The organism is Streptomyces bathyalis (assembly GCF_015910445.1).
GTDB classification, from domain to species: Bacteria; Actinomycetota; Actinomycetes; order Streptomycetales; family Streptomycetaceae; genus Streptomyces; species Streptomyces bathyalis.
On the sequence record NZ_CP048882.1, the window covers coordinates 425,787 to 445,497 of the forward strand.

A 19,711-nucleotide genomic window follows, 5' to 3' on the forward strand; every position below is an offset into this window, starting at 1 on the left:
AACAGGTGCCGCTCAGGAGGCTGCGCATGAACGAGGACCCCGACCCACCACCTCTCCCCATTCGTTGCCTCGCGTGCCAGGGCACCGGTGATGGGGACACCATCGTGACGGCCAACGGGCCAGTCATCCCAGCGTGCACCGCTTGTCGAGGGGCAGGCAGACTCACTGTCCGGCTCTTCCAGGAAAACGCGTCTGAGCAGACTTCCTGCGCGCCCGATATCGCCGGCCCCGGTTGACCGCCTCACATTCAGAACGAGGCTCACAGTTTCCCGAGCGACGCCAGAGCCGTCTGAATGGCCTTCCTCACCTCGCTGGGAAGGGGCTCGCCCTGGGTGGTCTCCGTCACCTCTTCGGCCACCGTGCGCAGCTTGGTGTTTGTCTCCTGGGAGGCCGTCTTCAAGACCTCCCACGCCTCGCCCGGCGTACATCCATGAGTCGCCATCAGCACACCGTGCGCCCGGTCGATCACCGGGCGCGTCTCCAGCGCCTGACGCAGCTGCTCCATCTCGGTCTGCGGCTTCTCAGCATCGCTCACAGCATCTCCCTCCGGTGCCATGAGCGGACCAGGCTCCCTACGCGCTCACGGCGCGTTGGGATCATATCCACGGCTTACGTCCTCCACGCCAGCGTCAGAAGCGACGGGACGGCGAACTCCTGGAATCGGCCAAGCGGCCCTGAGCGGTCGAGACCCAGCCGCGATCAGAGCCCAGGCGCCGATCCCCATCAGCCGAATCGCGTCCGCGACCACACCGGCGGCGACCAGAATCACGGCGGCCAGCCCCAGGCCGTACTCGATGCGCCGGACGCCCCGGTCGCGCACCAACGACGTCGGAGTGGGCAGCGGTTCGTCTCCCCCACCGCAGATGGTTCGCCTATTCACCGGTGCTGAGCGAGCCGCGTTGACGAGACCGCCCTGTGGATGGGCCACCGTGAGCCCTAGGATTCCACCTCGTGTCCAAACTGACCGATGTGCCGAAGCGGATCTTGATCGGCCGCGCTCTGCGAAGCGACAGGCTCGGAGAGACCCTTCTTCCCAAGCGCATCGCCCTCCCCGTCTTCGCTTCCGACCCGCTCTCGTCCGTGGCGTATGCCCCGAGCGAGGTGCTGCTGGTGCTGTCCGTCGCGGGTGCCTCTGCCTACGCCTTCAGCCCCTGGATCGCGGTTGCCGTCGTGGTGCTGATGTTCACCGTGGTGGCCTCCTACCGGCAGAACGTGCGCGCGTACCCGAGCGGTGGCGGTGACTACGAGGTCGCAACCACCAACCTGGGGCCGAGGGCCGGACTCACGGTGGCCAGCGCTCTCCTGGTCGACTATGTGCTGACCGTCGCCGTCTCGATCGCCTCCGGCGTGGAGAATCTGGGCTCGGCCATCCCCTTCGTCACCGAGAACAAGACCCTCAGCGCGGTCGGCATGATCCTGCTGCTGATGTTGATGAACCTGCGCGGCGTGCGGGAGTCGGGCAAGCTCTTCGCCGTCCCGACCTACGTCTTCGTCGCCGGGGTCTTCCTCATGATCACGTGGGGGGCGTTCCGGGGTCTGGTCCTGGGCGACAACATGAAGGCGCCCACCGCGGGCTACACCCTTCACGCCGAGCAGGGCGGGCTGGCCGGCTTCGCGCTCGTCTTCCTGCTGTTGCGGGCTTTCTCCTCCGGTTGTGCGGCCCTCACCGGCGTCGAGGCGATCAGCAACGGCGTACCGGCGTTCCGCAAACCCAAGTCCAGGAACGCCGCCACCACCCTGGCCATGATGGGCGGCATCGCGGTCACCATGTTCTGCGGCATCGTCGCCCTGGCCTTGGCCACTGACGTGAAGATGGCGGAGGCGCCGGCCAGGGACCTGCTCATCAACGGCGAGCCTGCGGGCCCCGGCTACGTGCAGAATCCTGTGATCGCCCAGGTCTCGGCCGCTGTCTTCGGCGAGGGATCGTTCCTGTTCATCATCCTGGCCGGCGCGACCGGCCTGGTTCTCTTCCTCGCAGCCAACACCGCCTACAACGGCTTCCCGCTGCTCGGCTCGATCCTCGCCCAGGACCGGTACCTGCCACGCCAGCTGCACACTCGCGGCGACCGCCTGGCCTTCTCCAACGGCATCGTCTTCCTGGCCGGCGCCGCCGCTGTTCTCGTCGTCGTCTACGACGCCGACTCCACACGCCTCATCCAGCTCTACATCGTCGGCGTCTTCGTCTCTTTCACGCTCAGCCAGGTCGGCATGATCCGGCACTGGAACCGTCACTTGTGCACAACAACCGACCCTGCGCGGCGCCGCCGGATGCATCGCTCCCGCGCGATCAACACCTTCGGCGCCTTCTTCACCGGCGTGGTGCTCGTCGTCGTCCTGGTCACCAAGTTCGCGCACGGAGCGTGGGTCGCCCTGCTCGGCATGCTCATCTTCTACGTCACGATGACCGCGATCCGCCGGCACTACGACGGCGTCTCCGAGGAGCTCGCTACAGCTCGGGCATCAGGAGAGGAGACAGTGCGTCCTTCCCGCGTGCACTCCATCGTGCTTGTCTCCACCCTCCACAAACCCACGCTGCGCGCTCTCGCGTACGCGAAGCTGATGCGTTCCCACACCTTGGAAGCAGTCACGGTGGGCGTGGATCCCGACGAGACACGCGCGCTGCAGCAGGAATGGCACCAGCGCGAGATCGAGATACCACTGAAGGTCCTCGACTCTCCTTATCGAGAGATCACTCGCCCGATCATCGAGTACGTCAAGTCATTGCGCCGCGACAGCCCGGGCGATGTGGTCTCGGTCTACATCCCCGAATACATCGTCGGTCACTGGTACGAGCAGCTGCTGCACAACCAGAGCGCACTGCGCCTCAAGGGCCGGCTGCTTTTCACCCCAGGTGTGATGGTCACTTCCGTGCCCTGGCAACTCGATTCCTCCGATGCCGCCAAGAAACGCGCACACAAGCGGGCGGATTGGAGCGCACCGGGCGAGGTACGCCGGGGTCCGGCCGCGACGTCGACGACGGTCCCGGCCCCGCGGAAGGAGAACGGCCGCAAGGGATAGCACCCCGCCCTCCACGACGCCCGGGGTGCAGCCGCTCCTGCTGCACTGACGAGACAGCGACACCGGATGCGTGCACTAGTGGTGGACGTAGAGCCAGGCGGTCAGGAACGCGATCCAGAGACCGAGCGCGGCGACGAGTAGTTTCGGCAGCATCGACCGCATTGCCGGCTCCCTTTGTCCGTGAGGTCACAACCAGTCGCGGCGCTTGAAGATGACGTACAGCCAGAGACATACGAGAACCATCAACGCGATGGCGAAGGGGTAACCGCCAGTCCACTTGAGTTCGGGCATGTTGTCGAAGTTCATGCCGTAGATCGTGCCGACCAGGGTCGGGGCGAAGAGGATCGCTGCCCATGAGGAGATCTTCTTGATCTCCTCGTTCTGCGCGACACTGGCCTCGGTCAATGCTTTCATCTCTGCGTTCTGCTGCTGATTCACCAACGTGGCGTTCACGGCCAGGATGTCCTGAAGAGCCTGGCGGAAGCTGTCGACCCGCTCCGTGACATGGGTGACGTGGTCGGCCACGTCCCGTAGGTACCGGCGCAGCTCCTCGTCGATGCCGTACTTCTCGAAGCCGGCCGTCAGTCCGTCGAGCATTCTCATCAACGGCCGGGTGGCGCGCTGGAACTCCACGACTTCGCGTGAGAGTTCGTAGATGCGGCGGGAGACCGCCGGGTCGCCGGTGAAGACCTCGGTCTCGATCTCGTCGATGTCGGTCTCGACGCCGCCGACCACGGGCACGTAGCCGTCGACCACGGTGTCGAGGATCGCGTACAGCACGGCCTCGGGTCCGCGCTTGAGCAGATCCGGGGAGTCCTCCATCCGTCGGCGCACCGCGGCCAGATTCGGCGCGGCACCGTGGCGGACGGTGATGACGAAATCAGGCCCGACGAACACGTGGAGCTCGGCGAAGTCGACTTCTTCGCTCTCGTCCAGGTACCGGGCGGCACGCAGCACCGCGAACAGGGTGTCGCCGTAGCGCTCCAGCTTGGGACGCTGGTGACCCTTGAGGGCATCCTCGACGGCGAGCTGGTGCAGGTCGAACTCCTCCGCGAGGGAGTGCAGTTGTGCTTCGGTCGGACGGTACAGCCCGATCCAGGCCATACCGTCAGGCGCTCGGTGCAGCTCGCGGTAGGTGTCAGCGAGTGAGTCGTGGGTGCTGGTGCGCTCGCCGTCGTGGTAGATGGCCGCCGCCATCATGCTGGTCCCGGCCGTGTACGGCTGTTCCTCATATGCCGCCGATGAGTCGGCCGACGGTTCGCCGGCCTCGGGATGCCTGGGGCGCTTGCCGGGTCTCTTGAGGGCGCGCAGAGGGTGCAGGCGGCGATCGGACATGACGGAACCCTCCGTGGCCAGAAAGTGAGACGAGGGGACACGGGGATGCGCCGCTGTGGACGCCGCCCTCGAACTCGTCAGGTTCCGATCGTCGCAGCGTCACGCGGCGTGCGGCTGGGAGGCTCACCACAGACTCCGGCCCCGTCGCGATCACGATGTGGCTGTCGCCGGGAGGTCGGGGTGGGCAGGTGGGTGCCCGGCCGCGGACCTCAGCGTCAGGACCATGGTGAAGCCACCGCCGGGGGTGTCCTCCGCGGAGAGGGTTCCGCCCATGGCTTCCGCGAAGCCCCGCGCGACCGCGAGGCCGAGGCCGACCCCGGTACCGCCCGGTGCGTCGCCGTAGCGCTGGAACGGCTCGAAGATCCGGTCCTTCGCTTCGTCCGGCACCCCCGGCCCTTGATCCACAACGCGCACTTCCACGCGGTCGGCGATCGCGCTGGCGGACACGAGCACCCGCTGGTCCTCCGGGTTGTACTTGACCGCGTTCTCGACGATGTTGGCGACAGCGCGCTCCAGGAGCCCCGCGTCCACGGCGACCATGGGCAGGTTCTCCGGGATGTCCAACTCGACCTGTGCGTCCGTCACTCCACCGAGCGCCATGGGCACTACCTCGTCGAGGTCCACCTCGCGGATGAGCGGGGTGACCGTCCCGGTCTGCAGCCGGGACATGTCCAGAAGGTTGCCGACCAGGTTGTCCAGCCGGTCGGCGCCTTCCTCGATGCCGGCCAGCAGTTCGGCCCTGTCCGCCTCGGACCACTCGACCTCGTCGGAGCGAAGGGAGGTGACCGACGCCTTGATCCCGGACAGCGGAGTGCGCAGGTCGTGGCTGACTGCTGCGAGCAACGCTGTGCGGATGCGGTTGCCTTCAGCGAGTTCGCGGGCCTCCTCGGCCTGGCCGAGGAGACGCTGCCGGTCGAGCACGACGGCTGACTGGGCGGCGAAGGCAGAGAGCACACGGCGGTCCTCGGCCGGCAGGACACGGCCGGACAGAGCGAGCGCCATGTGGTCGCCGACGGGCACGTCCACGTCCGCGTCCTCGGGCCGTTCGAGCGGACGAGAGTTCCCGACGCTCGCCGTGCACGTCCATGGCGCGACGTCGCTCTCCCGCTCCAGCAGCGCGACCGACTCCATGTTGAAGGTCTCGCGTACCTGGTCGAGCAGTGCCTCCAGACTCGTCCCGCCACGCAGCACGCTGCCTGCCAGAAAGGAGAGAATCTCGGACTCGGCGCGCAGGCGGGCCGCCTGGTGGGTGCGCCTCGCCGCGAGGTCGACGACGGAAGCGACGGAGACCGCCACCCCGACGAAGATCACGATGGCGACGATGTTGTTGGCGTCGGCGATGGTCAGACGATGCAGCGGCGGTGTGAAGTAGTAGTTCAGCAGCAGCGAGCCGAAGGCGGCGGAGGCCAGAGCCGGCAGCAGCCCACCGGCCAGGGCGGCTGCGACCGTCAGCGTCAGGAACAACAGCATGTCGTTGGCGAGGCCGACGTCCGGGGCGGCCTTGTTGAGGAGCAGGGTCAGCAGCACCGGACCCGCGATGCCGATGAGCCAGCCCCAGATGATCCGGGAGCGGCCGAGACGCGCGCCCCGGGCGACGGGCAGTCCGCGGCCCTGGGCCACCTCTTCATGGGTGACGATGTGGACGTCCAGGTCGGGGCCCGAGTCGCGCGCCACCGTCGACCCCACGCCGGGCCCGAACATGTACTGCCACGTCTTGCGGCGGCTGGAGCCGAGGACGATCTGCGTGGCGTTGACTCCGCGCGCGAACTCCAGCAGTGCCGAAGGAACGTCATCCCCTATGACGTGGTGGAAGGTGCCACCCAGGTCCTCGACAAGGGTCCGCTGGACCGCCAGCTCCTTCGGGGACGCCGAGGTGAGGCCGTCGCTGCGGGCGACGTACGCCGCCATCACCTCGCCGCCCGCGCCTTTCTCGGCCAACCGTGCGGCACGGCGGATGAGCGTACGCCCCTCGGGACCGCCGGTGAGTCCGACGACGATGCGCTCCCGGGCCTGCCAGGTGGAGCGGATGTCGTGCTCGCCGCGGTACTCCCTCAGGTACTCGTCGACCCGGTCCGCGACCCACAGCAGGGCGAGTTCACGCAGAGCGGTGAGGTTGCCGGGGCGGAAGTAGTTGGACAGCGCGGCGTCGATCTTGTCCGGCTTGTAGATGTTCCCGTGGGCCATGCGGCGCCGCAGCGCCTGCGGGGACATGTCGACGAGCTCGATCTGGTCGGCTCTGCGGACCACCTCGTCCGGCACGGTCTCACGCTGCCGTACGCCGGTGATCGACTCCACCACGTCGCCCAGTGACTCCAGGTGCTGGATGTTGACCGTGGAGACGACGCTGATGCCCGCGCTCAGCATTTCCTCGACGTCCTGCCAGCGCTTGGTGTTGCGCGAGCCGGGGATGTTGGTGTGCGCGAGTTCGTCGACGAGGGCGACCGAGGGCCGGCGTTCCAGGACCGCGTCGACGTCCATCTCCGCGAAGGAGGTGCCCCGGTACTCGAGCTCCCGCCGCTGCACCTGCTCCAGGCCGTGCAGCATCACTTCGGTACGGGGCCGGTTGTAGTGCTCCACGAAAGCGACGACGCAGTCGGTGCCGCGCTCGCTTCGGCGGTGTGCCTCGGAGAGCATCGCGTACGTCTTGCCGACGCCCGGCGCAGCGCCGAGATAGATCCGAAGCTTGCCGCGTGCCATGGTCGGGTCCTTGCGGTCGAGGAGCTGGTTACGGAGTGTCTGCTCATTCCCGGGCGCCTTCCGGAGCGAGGAGACCTCAGACTTCGAAGCGGTACCCCATCCCGGGGGCGGTGATGAGATGCCGAGGGTGTGAGGGATCTGCTTCGAGCTTGCGTCTGAGCTGGGCCATGTAGACACGGAGGTAGTTGCCTGAGTGCCGTAGGTGGGCCCCCATACCTCATTCAGGAGCCTCTTCTGACTGACCATCTGTCCTCGGTTGAGGATCAGCATTTCCAGCAGATGCCATTCGGTCGGGGTGAGGCGGACGTCCTGCCCGCCGCGGGTGACTTTCTTGGCCCGCAGGTCGACGGTGAATTCCTCGGTCTCGAGGATCGCCGAACGGTCGGTGGGCGCTCCCGCAACTGCTCGACGACTCGCTGCCCGCAGTCGAGCCAGCAGCTCGTCCATGCTGAAGGGCTTGGGGATGTAGTCGTCAGCACCGGCGTCGAGCGCTTCGACCTTCTCGTCCGAGGTCTGACGGGCCGAGACCACCAGGATCGGCACCCGGGTCCAGCTGCGTAGGCCCCTGATCACTTCGATGCCGTCCATGTCGGGCAGCCCGAGGTCCAGCAGGACGACGTCCGGGAGCCGCTCGGAGGCGATCTGGAGAGCCGTGGCCCCGTCGGGGGCGGAAGCCACCTCGTACTTGCGTGCCTTCAGGTTGATCTCCAGCGCCCTGACGAGCTGTACCTCGTCCTCCACAACCAGCACCCGGGTCATCGGTGTGCCGCCTTTCTGTCCTGCGTGAGGATCGGGTCGTGCGGACAGGAGCCCACAGCGTGAGAGGTTCCTCGGCCCGGACTCCTGAACGCCACCGAATTCCGATCACTTCCCGGCGAGTTCCTTGAGAGCGATGTTGAGCTGAAGGACGTTGACCCGCGGCTCGCCCATGAAGCCGAGTACCCGGCCGTCCGTCTGGTTCTCCACCAGCTGCTGGACCTGTCCGACGGGGAGGCCGTTCTTCTCCGCGACGCGGCGGGCCTGGATTTCCGCGTACTGAGGCGATATGTGCGGGTCCAGGCCCGAGCCGGATGAGGTGACCGCGTCGGCGGGCACATCCGAGGGCCTCGGGGTGTAGCCCTTCGCGCGGTTGTCCGCGACGACCGCCTTCTTGGCGTCCTTCACCCACTGGATGAGTTCTTCGTTGTCGGCGGACCGGTTCGTGGCTCCGGAGAGGATGAGCGAGTACTGGGTGTTGACGCTGTTGGTCCCCAATCCGTTGGACGGCCGTGGCTGGAACCACTTGAGGTCCGGCCGCGCCACCTCCTCGTCGTTGCCGGGGTCCTTCTTCGGCAGGTCGTAGGTCTGGCCGATGAGGCCCGAGCCGACGACCTTGCCGTTCGATGTGACCTCCGAGCCGTTGGCCTTGTCGTTGAAGAGAGCCTGCGCGACGCCGGTGACTGCCAGCGGGTAGAGCAGGCCTGTCACCACCGTCAGTACGAGAAGGGCGCGGAGCCCGGCTCCGAGCAGGCGCGCAGTGTTGCCTACTGAGTTGTTCATGGCGATCAGCCGATTCCAGGGATGAGAGAGATGAGCAGGTCGATGATCTTGATGCCGATGAAGGGGGCGATCAGGCCGCCGAGCCCGTAGATGCCGAGGTTGCGGCGGAGCATCCTGTCCGCGCTGGTGGGCCGGTAGCGCACGCCCCGCAGGGCGAGCGGCACCAGCGCGATGATGATCAGCGTGTTGAAGATGACCGCGGACAGGATCGCGGACTGCGGAGAGGCCAGCGCCATGACGTTGAGCTTCTCCAGGCCCGGATAGACCACCGCGAACATCGCCGGGATGATCGCGAAGTACTTCGCGACGTCGTTGGCGATCGAGAAGGTTGTCAACGCACCCCGGGTTATCAGGAGTTGCTTGCCGATCTCGACGACCTCGATGAGCTTCGTCGGGTTGGAGTCCAGGTCGACCATGTTCCCGGCCTCCTTGGCGGCCGAGGTGCCGGTGTTCATGGCCACCCCGACGTCCGCCTGCGCGAGGGCGGGTGCGTCGTTGGTCCCGTCGCCGGTCATCGCCACGAGCTTGCCGCCGGCCTGCTCCCGCTTGATCAGGGCCATCTTGTCCTCGGGCGTGGCCTCGGCGAGGAAGTCGTCCACGCCGGCCTCGTCGGCGATGGCACGGGCAGTCAGCGGGTTGTCACCCGTGATCATGACCGTCTTGATGCCCATCCTCCGCAGCTCGTCGAACCGCTCCCGCATGCCCTCCTTGACCACGTCCTTGAGATGGATGACGCCGAAGATGCGTGCGCCCAGGTCGTCGTCCTCCACCGCGACGAGCAGCGGGGTACCGCCCGCCTCCGAGATGGCGTCGGCAGCGGCGGCCGCGTCAGCGGCCACGACCCCGCCCCGCTCCTGGACCCACGCGATGACGGAGCCGGTCGCGCCCTTGCGGACGCGGCGCCCGTCCACGTCCACACCGGACATGCGGGTCTGTGCGGTGAAGGCGACCCACTCGGCGTGCACGAGCTCGCCCTGGTCGCGCTCGCGCAGGCGGTACCGCTCCTTGGCGAGGACCACGATCGAGCGGCCTTCGGGCGTCTCGTCCGCCAGCGAGGAGAGCTGTGCGGCATCCGCCAGTTCCGCCTCGTTGACGCCCTCGACCGGGACGAACTCGGAGGCCTGCCGGTTTCCGAGGGTGATGGTGCCGGTCTTGTCGAGCAGCAGGGTGGAGACGTCGCCGGCGGCTTCGACCGCGCGGCCCGACATCGCGAGCACATTGCGCTGCACGAGCCGGTCCATGCCGGCGATGCCGATGGCCGAGAGCAGCGCGCCGATGGTCGTGGGTATCAGGCAGACCAGCAGCGCGATCAGCACGATCATGGGCTGCTTCTGGCCCGCGTAGACCGCGAACGGCTGCAAGGTGACGACCGCGAGCAGGAAGACGATGGTGAGGGACGCGAGAAGGATGTTCAGCGCGATCTCGTTGGGCGTCTTCTGACGGGCAGCACCCTCGACGAGTTTGATCATCCGGTCGATGAAGGTCTCGCCCGGCTTCGTCGTGATCTTGACGACGATGCGGTCGGACAGCACCTTCGTGCCGCCGGTGACGGCGCTGCGGTCGCCACCCGACTCGCGGATGACCGGCGCGGACTCGCCGGTGATGGCCGACTCGTCGACGCTGGCGACGCCGTCGACGACGTCACCGTCGCCGGGGATGATGTCGCCGGACTCGCAGACGACCAGATCACCGATACGCAGGTCGGTGCCGGGCAGCTGTTCCTCGGTACCGCCGCTGAGCCTCCGTGCGACGGTGTCGGTCTTGGCCTTGCGCAGGGTGTCGGCCTGCGCCTTGCCGCGCCCCTCGGCCACCGCCTCCGCCAGGTTGGCGAAGATCGTCGTCAGCCACAGCCAGGCAGCGATGGCCCAGCCGAACCAGTCGGTGGGATCCATGAGCGCGAAGGCCGTGGTCAGTACCGAGCCGATCAGCACCACGAACATCACGGGGGACTTGATCATCACCCGCGGGTCCAGTTTGCGGACGGCGTCCGGGAACGACTTGATCAGCTGCCGGGGCTCGAACAGCCCTCCGTCGACGCGGTTGCCCTCGGGCTTGTGGCCTGTGGGCACGTCTCGGTGCGGGGCACGGGTCGGAGTGACGGTGGACATGGAGCCGGGCTCCTCGTGTTTCCTTGTGGTGGTGGTCATCACGCCAGCCCTTCGGCGAGCGGCCCCAGGGCCAGCGCCGGGAAGTAGGTCAGACCAGTGATGATCATGATCGTGCCGACGAGCATGCCGGTGAACAGCGGCTTCTCGGTACGCAGCGTGCCTGCGGTCGCGGGGACCGGCCGTTGCCCGGCCAGGGAGCCGGCCAGCGCCAGGACGAACACCATCGGAACGAAGCGGCCGAGCAGCATCGCGAGCCCGATGGTGGTGTTGAACCACTGCGTGTCCGCGTCGAGGCCCGCGAAGGCGGAACCGTTGTTGTTGGCGCCCGAGGTGAAGGCGTAGAGAATCTCGGAGAAGCCGTGCGCCCCCGAGTTGGTCATCGAGTTGGCCGGCGTGGGCAGGGCCATCGACGCGGCGGTGAAGCAGAGCACCAGCGCCGGGGTGATCAGGATGTAGCAGGCCGCCAGCTTGATCTCACGGGCCCCGATCTTCTTGCCCAGGTACTCGGGCGTCCGGCCGACCATCAGGCCCGCTATGAAGACGGCGATGATCGCCATGATCAGCATGCCGTACAGGCCCGAGCCCACACCGCCGGGGGCGATCTCGCCGAGCTGCATTCCCAGCATCGTGATGCCGCCGCCGAAGCCGGTGAAGGAGGAGTGGAAGGAGTTGACCGCTCCGGTCGAGGTGAGTGTTGTCGCCACCGCGAATATTGACGAGCCGCCGACCCCGAAGCGGGTCTCCTTGCCTTCCATGGCGCCGCCGGCAAGGTCCAACGCCGGGCCGCCGTGGTGGAATTCGGTCCACATCATCAGCGCGGTGAAGCCGATCCAGATCGTCGCCATCGTGGCGAGGATCGCGTACCCCTGCTTCAGGGAGCCGACCATCCGGCCGAAGGTGCGCGTGAGCGCGAAGGGGATGACGAGGATCAGGAAGATCTCGAACAGGTTCGAGAACGGATTGGGGTTCTCGAAGGGGTGGGCGGAGTTGGCGTTGAAGTATCCGCCGCCGTTGGTGCCGAGTTCCTTGATGGCCTCTTGGGAGGCGACGGCCCCGCCGTTCCACTGCTGAGATCCGCCGGAGAACTGTCCGACTTCGTGGATGCCGGCGAAGTTCTGGATGGCCCCGCAGGCGACCAGGACGATGGCTGCGATCACTGCTATGGGGAGCAGGATGCGAACGGTCCCGCGGACGAGGTCGGCCCAGAAGTTCCCCAGCTCGCCGGCGCGGGTCCGTGCGAAACCCCGTACGAGAGCCACCGCGACGGCGATGCCCACCGCTGCCGAGACGAAGTTCTGCACCGCAAGGCCGCCGGTCTGCACGACGTGGCCCATGGCCTGCTCGCCGTAGTACGACTGCCAGTTGGTGTTCGCGACGAAGGACGCGGCGGTGTTGAACGCCTGGTCCGGGTCGATGGAGGAGAAGCCGAGCGACCCGGGCAGGCTGCCCTGGAGACGCTGCAGCAGATAGAGGAAGAGGACACTGGCACCGGAGAACGCCAGGACACCGCGCAGATAGGCGGGCCAGCGCATCCCCATGTCAGGGTTGGCGCCGATGGCCTTGTACAGCCACTTCTCGACCCGCAGATGCTTCGTGGAGGAGTAGACGCCGGCCATGTAGTCGCCGAGCGGACGGTAGGCAAGGGCCAGCGCCCCGACGAGCGCGAGCAGTTGGAGCACACCGGCGAGGAAGGGGCTCATATCAGGCTCAGAACCTCTCCGGGTGCAGCAGGGCGAATGCGAGGTAACCCAGCAGAGCGACGGCAACGACGAGGCCGACGATGTTCTCGGCGGTCACAGCTTTGCCACCGCCTTGGCTATGACGGCCACCAGCGCGAATACAGCGATCATGGTGACGACGAAGGCCACGTCGGCCATCGTGAGCTCCTGGAAGAGGTTCGGGAATGTTCGGGCTTCTCGATGAAAAGCCCTGTTCCGCGGCGGCGCAGCAGTCCTTGACGGCTTCCATACGGCCAGGGGCAGGACTTTGACGCCTCTCTGACGCCTCCGCGTTCGACGACGCGGTGAGGAGGCCGACGTCACCTCGCCACAGGGGAGGTCAGCTCTGCACAGGAGGGAACGGGTCAGCAACGCCCCGGGCTCGGCCGAGCCACTCCATCCGAGCCGAACTCAGCCGCAGCCGCACCCAGTTCCGCAGCTGCAAGCCCCGGTCTGCGGCCTCTGGGGCTCGACGGTTGGGACGGGGCTGCAGCAGGCGTCGCCGCGCCAGGCGTCCCGGCCCTCCTTGACGGCGACGGCAGCGATGACGAGGGCGGCGGCGGGGTCGGCCCAGGTCCAGCCGAAGAGGGCGTTGGCGAGAAGGCCGATCAGCAAGGCACCGGAGAGGTAGGTGCACAGCTGTGTCTGCTTCGAATCGGCCACCGCCGAGGCGGAGCCCAGCGCATGACCCGCCCGCCGTTGAGCGGCGGACAGGATCGGCATGATCACCAGGGAAAGGGCTGCGAGCACGATGCCAACGGCTGAGTGGTCGGCCGCACCCGAACCGGCCATGGACAAGATCGAGTCGAAGGTCACGTAGGCCGCGAGCGCGAAGAACGAGACAGCGATCAACCGCAAAGTGGCCTTCTCGCGGGCCTCACGGACGGCATGGTCGGTGGCGGAGAACTGCCAGGCCACCGCTGCTGCGGAAGAAACCTCGATGACGGAATCCAGGCCGAAGCCGACGAGCGCGGTGGACGAAGCCAGCGTGCCGGCAGTGATCGCGACGACCGCCTCGATCACGTTGTAGGTGATGGTCGCGAGAACCAGCAGCCGGATGCGACGGGCGAGGACGTCCTGCCGCGACGGCGACGCTCCGAGGGAAAGCTGGGTCATCAGCAGCAGTCCCGCTTCTCCGCATCGGGACAGGTGCGGTCCGTCTCGATGGCGACCACCGCAGAGCGCAAGTGACCCAGCGCATCGCCGAGTCGGGGGTCGGCCAGTTCGTAGCGGGAGCGGCGGCCCTCAGGGACGGCGACGACAAGGCCGCAGTCCCGCAAGCAGGCCAGATGGTTCGACAGCCTGGTGCGGGAGATCCCCAGCTCGTCCGCCAGATCGGAGGGATGAGCGGGCGCATCACTCAACGCCAGCAGCAGCTGGCTGCGGATCGGATCGGCGAGAGCGCGACCGAAGCGGGCCAGCACTTCGATTTCGGGAGCCACAGTGAGCACGGCAGCACGATACAGGGATTCATGAATTCAGCCAACCGTGAATCGTCGCATCCCACCGAACTCGGTTGCGGATCACGTACGAGGGCAGCTCGTCGGCTTGCTGCAGCTGAAGGGATGCCGCTTCGAGGAAGGAAGCCTCCTGGGCCACCCCCAGCGCCTCGAGCTGGACGGAAGACCGTCGTCAAAGGCCGTACTGTCCCCCCGAGCCGGCTTGGGGGGACAGGCGCGTCACGCCTCGGAACATCAGGCGGGCATCAAGATGCCGCTGTAACAGCGTCAGAGGTGCCGCCCCCAACCGGGCAGGAAGTCGGGACTTCACGGTCCACGGTGTCGTTCGCGGTGCAGGCAGGCGGGCGCTGCCGGCGTCCAAGCATTCTTGTTGTTGCTGCCCTTGTAGCCGCCTTCGTCGCCGCGTGCGCCGTCAGCTTCCAGTCACTCAGGACTCGATTCGCTTCCCCAGCCCATCCCGTCGAGAGCTTCGGCCAGCAGACCGATCTGCCCGGACTCTCCCGAGCACGGAAGCAGCACCAGATCGTCAGCCCCGGCTCCGGCGAGGCGGCGGATCTCCTCTCGGAGATGGGCCTCTTCGGTCACGACGTCAGGAAAAATCCGAGGAAGGGATTCGGCACCGTAGTAGTGCGCCACGTACTTCTCGGCAGTCTCTGCCGCGCCGGTCCCGAGGCAGAAGTAGCGCTCGACGATTACTCGTGGTCGTCCCCGGCGTCCAGCTCGGGCCCACTCCCGCCGAACGGCTTCGACACCCTCTTTGAGGATGTCCAGCCCGAACGACGGCGCCACCCAGCCGTCGGACAGGGCCGCGGCCCGGGCGAAGCCGGCCGTCACGAGGCCGGCGAGCAGCACCCCCGGACGCCCTTGCGGCAGGGCCGGGATCGGCCCGGAGGCGCCGGTCACCTCGCCGCGCCACACTTCGTGCATCGCCGCGAGGGTGGCCTCGAACGCGGCGCCCCGTCTCGTCATCTCCACGTCGCTGACCGCGTGGTCCTCGGGCCAGCCGCCCATGCCGAGCCCCACGGTCAGCCGCCCTCCGGAAAGTCGTTCCACCGAGTCGATCTGCTTGGCCAGGACGACCGGGTTGCGGCGATAGCCGACATTGAGAACGGTGGTCAGCAGCTCGACGTGCTCCGTACGGGCCGCGGCGGCGGCCAGTGCTACCAATGGGTCCAGGTTGTCGTACACCAACCGATCGATCACGCTCAGCGAACGAAAGCCACGCTCCTCGCTCTCGGCCGCCCAGTCCCCGGTCGACACGGCGTCCGCCCCTGGCACGGCAGCGGGCAGTCCGATTCCGATACGCAAGATTCCTCCTCAAGTGATCGTCCCTTGACGCCCCTTCAGATGTCCGGCCCGTACAGACCAACGCGTGCCGTCGGTGGTGCCGGGACCGCGTGGAACGGGCGCGCCGTCCGGATGTAGTGGCCGAGGGCGACGACTTGGCTTGCAGGAGGTCGGGTTCGGCCGCTGTGACGAGTCGGAAGGCGAGCGCGGCGTCTCGACGTTGTGGCAGGCGCCCGCGCACCAGGGCCGGCGTGTCCTGGCTGACGGACGAAAGCCAAGCCGATGACCGTGCTCATGCGTGCCAACGTAAACAGTGGGAGCCAGTCAGTCTTGAAGGAATCGGCCGTGCTCCTTCCCGCACATATCTCGCCCTCCGGTGGTCAGGGGGCCGGCGGTCGTGGTCGAGATGGCCACGGTGGAGACCCAGATGCCGGCCAAGTCCTCGCGGACGCCGGCCCCCGGCCTGGGCGAGGGGAAACTCGTGATGTACCCGCAGCCGTAGACCAGTTCGGCAAAGATCCGGGCGCCCCGGTGTCGGGTGTACGTGGGGGCCCTTCCGTATGCGGCATCCGCTTGGCGTGGCATTCAACCGGCCCTCGGTGCGGCCTGACCGATGATTTTCCGCGCCGTGCTGGTCTGTACGCCCAGTACTGACTCACGGGAAGGCTGACGCCATGCGGAAACTGACCTTCGCCATGAACGTGAGCCTGGACGGCTACATCGCCGCGCCCGGCGGCGACCTCGGCTGGAGCGTGCCGAGCGACGAGCTGTTCCAGTGGTGGTCCGACCGGGTGGGGGCGACCGACCTGGCGCTGTATGGGCGCAAACTGTGGGAGACGATGAGCTCCCACTGGCCGACCGCCGACCAGCAGCCCGGCGCCGCACCGGCGGAGATCGAGTACGCCCGCCGCTGGCAGGACATGCCGAAGGTGGTGTTCTCCTCCACGATCAGCACGGTCGACTGGAACTCCCGCCTGGTCACCGGCGACGCGGTCACCGAGATCACCCGGCTCAAGGCCGAGGATGGCGGCCCCATGGACATCGGCGGTGCCACGCTCGCCGCAGCGGCGATGCGGGCCGGGCTGATCGACGAGTACGTGCTGGCCACCGCACCGGTCTTGGTGGGCAGCGGCACGCCGTTCTTCACGGCCCTGGACAACTGGGTGAACCTGACCCTGGTGGAGACCCGCACGTTTCCCGAGGGCGTGCTCCTGACCAGGTACGAGACCAGGCACTGATTGCCCGACGTCGGATCGGCGCGGGCCGGATCAGCGATCCCGGGGCGGGGTCCGGGCCACTGCGGGTCCGACGAATCGGCGAGGACCAGTCGGTCACGCCGTCTTCTCGGCGCACAGAACGGCCGGTACGGGGATGACGTCGGAGGGGATGTCGGCAGGATCCTTGGTGACCGTGCTGGTCACCGTGAACCCGCACTCCTCCAGCCACTTCTTGTACGTCGACAGCTTCTGCGGCCCGCCCTGCCCCATGGTGCAGCCGATGAAGAAGGCCGGGAAGAAGTCCACGTTGTAGTTGTCGGACTCCGTGATGTTCTCGGGGTACACGGGCACCAGTACGTTGACCTGGCCACCCACCTCCAGCGCCCCGTGGACGCCGGCGAGGATCCGGAACACGTCGTCCCTGTCGAACATGTCCAGGAAGTGCTTGATCAGCACGACGTCGAATCCCTTGGGGATGCTGTCGAAGACGTCACCGCCGATGAAAGAACAGTGCTCGTCCACACCGTGGGTCCGGAAGTTCTCGAGGCACTCCTCCTCTTTCTCGGGCAGGTCGAAGGTCGTCACCGTGAGTCCGGGAGACGCCTTCAGCTTGTACGTGTTGATCGCTCCGAGGCCGGTGTTCCCGGCGAGGTCGAGCACCCGCCCACCGGACGGGAGGTCGATGTTCTCGAAGAACCAGGAGTCGATGCGGGAGGTGACGGTGTCCATCAACGTCGACCAGGACTCGCGCAGGTCCTTGTGCTCGGCCACGGCTCCGTACAGGGTTCCCTCGGACCCGTAGAGCTCCTTCAAACCGAAGGGCGTGCCGGTACGCGCGCTGTCGGTGAGGTAGAACAACTGCCTGAGCGCCACAACCTTGATCATGTTCATGTACGTGAGCGCGCGCCGGAGGTCGGCGTCGTCGACCCCGGCGAGCGCGTCGAGGGCGTACCCGCCCGAGGCCTCGTCGCAGGAGACGAACTGCTCCTTGACCAGCAGGTGCAGGAGCTGCTCCACGGCGTCCGGCTTGGCGCCGACGGCCTTGCCCAGATCGGTGGCCGTCGCCCCCGGCTGCTCCCGGATCTTGTCGATGATGCCCAGCTCGAAGCAGGACAGCAGGTTCATGAACCGTGCGGGCCCGACCATGTACTCGCGAAACCGCCCGAGTGTGACTTCCGGCGTCATGTTGTTGATCCCTTCGGGTTGGTGAGACTCCATCACTGCGGCGCGCCGGGCGGGCCGATGTCCGCCTCGGCCGGGTGCGCATGAACCACCGGTGGGCACCGCCCTCGCAACGGGGCGCTCTGCCCTGATGCGTCGGCCGTCCGGTGCAGTGACCGGCGTTCGTCGATCCGGTGTGGAGGACCCCGGGACGTCCGGGGACGTCCGCGGGGTCCGGTCGGGCAGATCTCAGCCCCGCGGCTGCGGCTGTTCGCGGAGCCGCCGGGACAGCTCGACGCGCTGCACCTTCAGCGTGGCGGTCTGCGGAAGTTCGGCCTGCGGGATCTGGATCGGGTCGGCCAGCTGAGGGAAGCCGGCAACAGCCGTGCGCCAGCGCTCTCGGTCCAGCGGCTTGTCGTCGTGGGTGCAGATCACTGGAACCGCCTCGTCGTCCTGACCGGGCACCACCACCAGCTCACTCAGCTCGTCCAGCTTGCCCAGGACGAGGTCCTCGATCTCCAGGCTGCTGTCGACCCCGGGGATCATGTCGACCTCGCGGTCGAGCATGTGGAGGCAGCCCGCCTTGGTGCGGTAACCCACGTCCCCGGTCCGCCACCAGGCGCCGTGCCTGTTCGCGTCGTACCGGTCCTGCTCGCCGAAGTAGGTCTTGGCCAGGCCGTCCCAACTGACCTCGATGAAGCCGGGGTTGCGCTTGGAGGGCCGCTTGCCGTTCGGGCTCACCACCCGCACCTTCGCGCACCCCGGCATTGCGAACCCGACGCAGCGTCCGTTCGTCCGGTGCGCCGACCTGCGGAAGTACGCTCGACCGACGGCCGGGCCGACCTCGCTCTGCCCGTAGATCTGGAAGAAGAGGGGAGCACGCCGCTCGGACGAGCTGAGCAGCCGGCTCATGGTCCGGGGATGGATCGCGTCGAAGGTGCTGCTGAAGTACTTCACCGACGCGAATGGCCTGCGCGGGTCGTCGGCGAGCGGCTCCCATTCCATCAGCGAATTGGGCAGCGCCTCGATGAGCCCCGGCCGATTGTCGAGGAGGAACCGGCCGGCCTCGTCCGGATCGGACTCGTTCATCAGCAGCACCGGCATCTCCTTGAAGAGCGCCAGAGCCAACGCCGCGAACATCCGCGAGTGCACGAAGGAAATGTGGATCGCGACGGTCTCCCGCTTCCGCATCAGCGACAGGAGCCGCCACTGGGGCGTGAGCCGGAGCCCCTGGGTCCGCGGCGTGTGCACCACGAGCTTCGGAAGCCCCGTGGTCCCCGAGGTGTGGGTGATCAACGCCGGCTCGTCCAGCGGCCGGAACACCGGCTCGACACGTGGGGACCCGGCGAGTTCACCGAGTGACACCGCCCCTGGCCGGTCGCCGGACACGATGAGCACTCGTCGGGTGAGGTCCGCCACCGGCTCGTCAGCCAGCACGTCGAGCTTGTGCACGTCGGTGAGCAACGTCGGCTGGTCCAGGCGTCGTAGCAGGGCACCGACGGTCGCGCCGTCGAGGGCGGGCGACAGCATCACGGGAATCGCCCCGATGCGCGCCGCCGCCATGGCGAGCAGACAGACGTCGGAGTTGGCGGTCTTGTGGACCACGAGATGGTCATCGGTCCGCACCCCGGCCGCCCACAGCCGGCCGGCCAGGTCGTCCACGTGCTCGGCCAGCTCGGCCACCGTCAGGCGCCGCCCCGCTTCAGGGAGGACGTCCAGGTCGTGGTCGAGTGTGACCGTCGTCGAGCCGTTCTTCGCCGCGGCCCTCTCCGGCACGACGCCGAGGTGAAGACCGCGCTGCCGTATCGTTCGGTGGAGCTGGGAGTCTTTCATCGGAGTTCCTCCTTCGCAGCGTTCGGTGGACATCCGGGCCGTCGCCGGCTGGGGGCCGTCGCGCAGAGCGCGCTGAAGTCCCAGCGGGAAAAGCGGAGTTGTTGCCCGTGGCACTGCGGTGCCACCGGGGCCCGGGCCGGGCCGGCTTCCCGAAAGCGACAGGACCGCCGCTCCGTGGGCAGCGATCTCGTCGGCGTTTGCCGGTCTGGGGCCGGTCGGGGTTCTTTCGTTCTCCTGTGCGCCCGGGAGGCGGCAGGTCCCCCACTGCCGAGCCATCGCCATGAGGGGTCGGCGCCGCGAACAGCGAGGCCCGGGCGGCGGACGAGCGGTGGTCGTTT

The 19,711-nt window shown here is 67.6% G+C and carries 15 protein-coding genes and 1 pseudogene; 3 read left to right on the forward strand and 13 right to left on the reverse strand.

All coding sequences use genetic code 11. The annotated features are described in order from the left end of the window. Positions 1–259: 259 nt before the first annotated feature. Positions 260–535, reverse strand: a complete 276-nt coding sequence (locus tag G4Z16_RS01930) for an ANTAR domain-containing protein (protein ID WP_246530627.1) — start codon at positions 533–535, stop codon at positions 260–262. 416 nt (positions 536–951) lie between these two features. On the opposite strand from G4Z16_RS01930, the gene G4Z16_RS01935 reads away from it, so the two are divergent. Then, complete coding sequence (locus tag G4Z16_RS01935) at positions 952–3,018, forward strand: APC family permease (protein WP_197348861.1); 2,067 nt, start codon at positions 952–954, stop codon at positions 3,016–3,018. A 186-nt stretch (positions 3,019–3,204) separates the two neighbouring features. On the opposite strand, the gene corA is transcribed toward G4Z16_RS01935, so the two are convergent. The 10 genes and pseudogenes from corA to G4Z16_RS01985 form a co-directional block, all read right to left on the reverse strand. Further along, a complete protein-coding gene (corA, locus tag G4Z16_RS01940; RefSeq protein ID WP_197348862.1) occupies positions 3,205–4,353 on the reverse strand; it encodes a magnesium/cobalt transporter CorA in 1,149 nt (382 codons plus the stop codon). A 150-nt stretch (positions 4,354–4,503) separates the two neighbouring features. Then, entirely contained in the window at positions 4,504–7,050 is a 2,547-nt protein-coding gene (locus G4Z16_RS01945; protein ID WP_197348863.1) for a sensor histidine kinase, read from the reverse strand. Between the two features lie 76 nt (positions 7,051–7,126). Continuing rightward, positions 7,127–7,809 (reverse strand): annotated as a pseudogene (locus G4Z16_RS01950) (response regulator). Positions 7,810–7,914: 105 nt separating this feature from the next. After that, the gene (locus G4Z16_RS01955; RefSeq protein ID WP_197348864.1) at positions 7,915–8,589 is read right to left on the reverse strand and encodes a potassium-transporting ATPase subunit C; all 675 of its coding nucleotides are present in this window, start codon (positions 8,587–8,589) and stop codon (positions 7,915–7,917) included. Between the two features lie 5 nt (positions 8,590–8,594). Then, positions 8,595–10,697 carry a potassium-transporting ATPase subunit KdpB gene (gene kdpB, locus G4Z16_RS01960; protein WP_246530628.1) on the reverse strand — a complete coding sequence of 701 codons (2,103 nt, stop codon included), beginning with the start codon at positions 10,695–10,697 and terminating at the stop codon, positions 8,595–8,597. Between the two features lie 38 nt (positions 10,698–10,735). Further along, positions 10,736–12,397 (reverse strand): potassium-transporting ATPase subunit KdpA, encoded by a 1,662-nt coding sequence (gene kdpA / locus G4Z16_RS01965; protein ID WP_197348866.1) that lies wholly within the window; start codon positions 12,395–12,397, stop codon positions 10,736–10,738. A 7-nt stretch (positions 12,398–12,404) separates the two neighbouring features. After that, positions 12,405–12,494 (reverse strand): K(+)-transporting ATPase subunit F, encoded by a 90-nt coding sequence (gene kdpF, locus G4Z16_RS01970; protein ID WP_197348867.1) that lies wholly within the window; start codon positions 12,492–12,494, stop codon positions 12,405–12,407. 332 nt (positions 12,495–12,826) lie between these two features. Further along, positions 12,827–13,531, reverse strand: a complete 705-nt coding sequence (locus tag G4Z16_RS01975; RefSeq protein WP_197348868.1) for a cation efflux transmembrane domain-containing protein — start codon at positions 13,529–13,531, stop codon at positions 12,827–12,829. Continuing rightward, positions 13,531–13,866 (reverse strand): ArsR/SmtB family transcription factor, encoded by a 336-nt coding sequence (locus tag G4Z16_RS01980; protein ID WP_197348869.1) that lies wholly within the window; start codon positions 13,864–13,866, stop codon positions 13,531–13,533. The genes G4Z16_RS01975 and G4Z16_RS01980 overlap by 1 nt, the downstream gene beginning before the upstream one ends. A 432-nt stretch (positions 13,867–14,298) precedes the next feature. Continuing rightward, positions 14,299–15,183, reverse strand: coding sequence for an LLM class flavin-dependent oxidoreductase (locus G4Z16_RS01985; RefSeq protein WP_197348870.1), 885 nt, complete (start codon positions 15,181–15,183; stop codon positions 14,299–14,301). 355 nt (positions 15,184–15,538) lie between these two features. Here G4Z16_RS01985 and G4Z16_RS32880 point away from each other — a divergent pair, with 355 nt between their 5' ends. Together G4Z16_RS32880 and G4Z16_RS01990 are read left to right on the forward strand one after the other, a co-directional pair. Then, on the forward strand, positions 15,539–15,664 hold the full coding sequence (locus tag G4Z16_RS32880; RefSeq protein ID WP_281393646.1) for a hypothetical protein: 126 nt from the start codon (positions 15,539–15,541) through the stop codon (positions 15,662–15,664). A 172-nt stretch (positions 15,665–15,836) separates the two neighbouring features. Beyond that, a complete protein-coding gene (locus tag G4Z16_RS01990) occupies positions 15,837–16,400 on the forward strand; it encodes a dihydrofolate reductase family protein (protein WP_197348871.1) in 564 nt (187 codons plus the stop codon). Between the two features lie 93 nt (positions 16,401–16,493). On the opposite strand, the gene G4Z16_RS01995 is transcribed toward G4Z16_RS01990, so the two are convergent. Together G4Z16_RS01995 and G4Z16_RS02000 are read right to left on the reverse strand one after the other, a co-directional pair. Continuing rightward, positions 16,494–17,564, reverse strand: a complete 1,071-nt coding sequence (locus G4Z16_RS01995) for a methyltransferase (RefSeq protein ID WP_246530629.1) — start codon at positions 17,562–17,564, stop codon at positions 16,494–16,496. A 225-nt stretch (positions 17,565–17,789) separates the two neighbouring features. Further along, complete coding sequence (locus G4Z16_RS02000) at positions 17,790–19,373, reverse strand: class I adenylate-forming enzyme family protein (RefSeq protein WP_197348872.1); 1,584 nt, start codon at positions 19,371–19,373, stop codon at positions 17,790–17,792. Positions 19,374–19,711 lie beyond the last annotated feature (338 nt).

What these genes read in the sequence shown, in the direction of transcription:
- G4Z16_RS01975 (WP_197348868.1), bottom strand. Translation starts at nt 13,531, where the DNA reads ATGACCCAGCTTTCCCTCGGAGCGTCGCCGTCGCGGCAGGACGTCCTC.
- G4Z16_RS01945 (WP_197348863.1), bottom strand. Translation starts at nt 7,050, where the DNA reads ATGGCACGCGGCAAGCTTCGGATCTATCTCGGCGCTGCGCCGGGCGTC.
- G4Z16_RS01990 (WP_197348871.1), top strand. Translation starts at nt 15,837, where the DNA reads ATGCGGAAACTGACCTTCGCCATGAACGTGAGCCTGGACGGCTACATC.
- G4Z16_RS01955 (WP_197348864.1), bottom strand. Translation starts at nt 8,589, where the DNA reads ATGAACAACTCAGTAGGCAACACTGCGCGCCTGCTCGGAGCCGGGCTC.
- corA (WP_197348862.1), bottom strand. Translation starts at nt 4,353, where the DNA reads ATGTCCGATCGCCGCCTGCACCCTCTGCGCGCCCTCAAGAGACCCGGC.
- kdpB (WP_246530628.1), bottom strand. Translation starts at nt 10,697, where the DNA reads ATGTCCACCGTCACTCCGACCCGTGCCCCGCACCGAGACGTGCCCACA.
- kdpA (WP_197348866.1), bottom strand. Translation starts at nt 12,397, where the DNA reads ATGAGCCCCTTCCTCGCCGGTGTGCTCCAACTGCTCGCGCTCGTCGGG.
- G4Z16_RS02000 (WP_197348872.1), bottom strand. Translation starts at nt 19,373, where the DNA reads ATGAAAGACTCCCAGCTCCACCGAACGATACGGCAGCGCGGTCTTCAC.
- G4Z16_RS01995 (WP_246530629.1), bottom strand. Translation starts at nt 17,564, where the DNA reads ATGACGCCGGAAGTCACACTCGGGCGGTTTCGCGAGTACATGGTCGGG.